Source organism: Aquifex sp. (assembly GCF_056494385.1).
Window position 1 is genome coordinate 1 of record NZ_JBSLZM010000026.1, and the last position, 2,140, is coordinate 2,140.

General features: G+C 48.2%; 3 protein-coding genes. All 3 read left to right on the forward strand.

Translation table 11 applies throughout. From position 1 onward, the window contains the following. On the forward strand, positions 1-237 hold a 237-nt coding region (locus ACWB1W_RS02035), incomplete at its 5' end, for a hypothetical protein (RefSeq protein WP_479369733.1). Continuing rightward, positions 207-911, forward strand: coding sequence for a hypothetical protein (locus ACWB1W_RS02040; RefSeq protein ID WP_479369734.1), 705 nt, complete (start codon positions 207-209; stop codon positions 909-911). The genes ACWB1W_RS02035 and ACWB1W_RS02040, both read left to right, overlap by 31 nt. Before the next feature lie 46 nt (positions 912-957). Then, on the forward strand, positions 958-2,140 hold a 1,183-nt coding region (locus tag ACWB1W_RS02045; protein WP_479369735.1), incomplete at its 3' end, for an ATP-binding protein.

Sequence of the window (2,140 nt, forward strand, 5' to 3'; positions counted from 1 at the left end):
GACGAATTCGCATACGACGCGCTCATAGGGATACTTGGGGGGATAGCCAGCTGGAAGTACGGCGCGGAAAGGCTGGACGAAAAATATCTGCAGATACTTATAGACAGGGGAGAAAGGGTCGGCGAGGTGTACAATAGACTAACACCCGTGAAAGAAATAAAAAAACTGACCTTACTGTCTCAGACAGCGAGAAAAAAGCGACCGCCGTGCAGTTACCAAGCTTCGACGAATTTATAGAAAAACACGGGGATTACCTCAAACTCATGCTGCTAGAAGAAATTCTGTCAAAATCACCAAAGAGAATATCAGAGGAAGAAGAGAAGAAGATAGAAAAAACCATCGAAATCGCAATAGATGCCGCGAAGAAGCTGGCAGAAACATACGGAAACCCAGAAAAGCTCGTACACGCGGGTTTAATGAAGATACGCTATGCAAAAGATGCCCTGGCTGTTCTCGAGTTCCTCAATCCTGAAAAGCACCCCCTCGACGTGATTGGCGACCACATAATCGAACTCAAAAAGATGCACCCGGAGGTAGTAAAACCAGAGAAAGTATATGGAAAGGAATGGCATGAGTTCCTCAAGAAAAAGGGGATAGATCCAAAAACGCTGGAGCCGATTAGGAAGAAAAAACCAACCGCGCCCAAGTCCAAGGGAGCGCAGAAGGAACCGAAGAAAGATACTGGAGCTGAAATAAAGCTCGAAGCCCGGAAGTTCCTTGGTATTCTGGACGGTCTCAAGTACTCGGACTACTCTGAAAAGGCATTCGAAAGGGCCATCAACGGGCTTGAGACGGAGATAGAGAGGTTGATTGAGGAGAGAAACCTTGAGTTACTCGGCCTCTACCTCGGCTTCCAGAGGCTCCTCAAAAAGAGGGACTTCGAGAAAGCGGAGCAGTTCCTCAGATTTTAGCCCTTCACCCGAAATTCTTAAAAAGTTATATGCCTAGTATTATACCATGTCAATAACTTTTATTGACAGGGAGCGGGAACTTGAGTTCCTTGGAAGACTCTGGGAAAAGGAGAATTCGTTCCTCCCCGTTTACGGGAGAAGGAGAGTTGGCAAAACAAGGCTACTCAAGGAGTTTATAGCCGATAAGCCCTCCGTTTACTACCTCGCCCGGAACAGCACCTACTCCGACAATCTAAGGGAGTTTTCAAGGACGGTGCTTGAGAGGTTTCCATCCACTTTCCTAAGCGAGATATCTTTTTCGAGCTTTTCCGACGTTTTCAGGTATCTATCAGAGAAGGGAAAGATAGTGGTCGTTATAGACGAGTTCCCATATCTCATTCAGTCTGACAAAAGGGTTCTCAGCGAGTTCCACTACATAGTGGACGAGATAGTTAGGGAATCCAGCCTTCACCTAATCCTCGTCGGTTCCTCCGTTGGCATGATGGAGGAGCACGTCCTGAGTCAGAAGAGTCCCCTTTACGGCAGGAGAGATGGCCAGATAAAACTTTCCCCGCTGGGATTCTTAGACTCGTGGAAATTCCTGGGAGTGGACATTGAAGAGGCGGTCAAGGTATACGGGGTAACTGGTGGAATTCCGGCTTATCTGGAGCTCTTTGAGAAGTTTGAGGATGTCAAAAATCTTGCCTTCGACAAGAGGGGCTTTCTCTACGCTGAGGCGGACTTCATCCTATCCAGCGAGCTGAGGGAGCCGAGAGTTTACAAGCTCATCCTCAAGGCGGTCGCCGAAGGAAAGCGGAGGTTCAACGAGATAAGCACCCATACAGGAATACCGCGCTCGAACCTCTTCAAATACGTCGAAGTCCTTGAAAGGCTTGGCTTCCTTAGGAGGGAAATCCCCGTAACGGCGAAGCCGAAGACGAAAAACACCCTGTACAAGATTGAGGACAACTACCTGGCCTTCTACTTCCGCTTTGTCGAGCGTTACAGGAACGAGATAGAGCTTGAGAGCCTCGAATTCTGGAGTGAGTTCCTTGAGGAGTACAACCATTATTTGGGAGATGTTTTTGAAGGCATAGCGAGGGAATTTCTTATCGGGCTGAACAAAGCCGGAAAGCTTCCATTCCGGTTCGCCAAGATTGGAAGGTGGTGGCAGAAGGGAGAGGAGATTGACCTCCTGGCACTCGACGAACGGAATAAGAAAGCACTGTTCGTTGAGGTCAAGTGGAAAG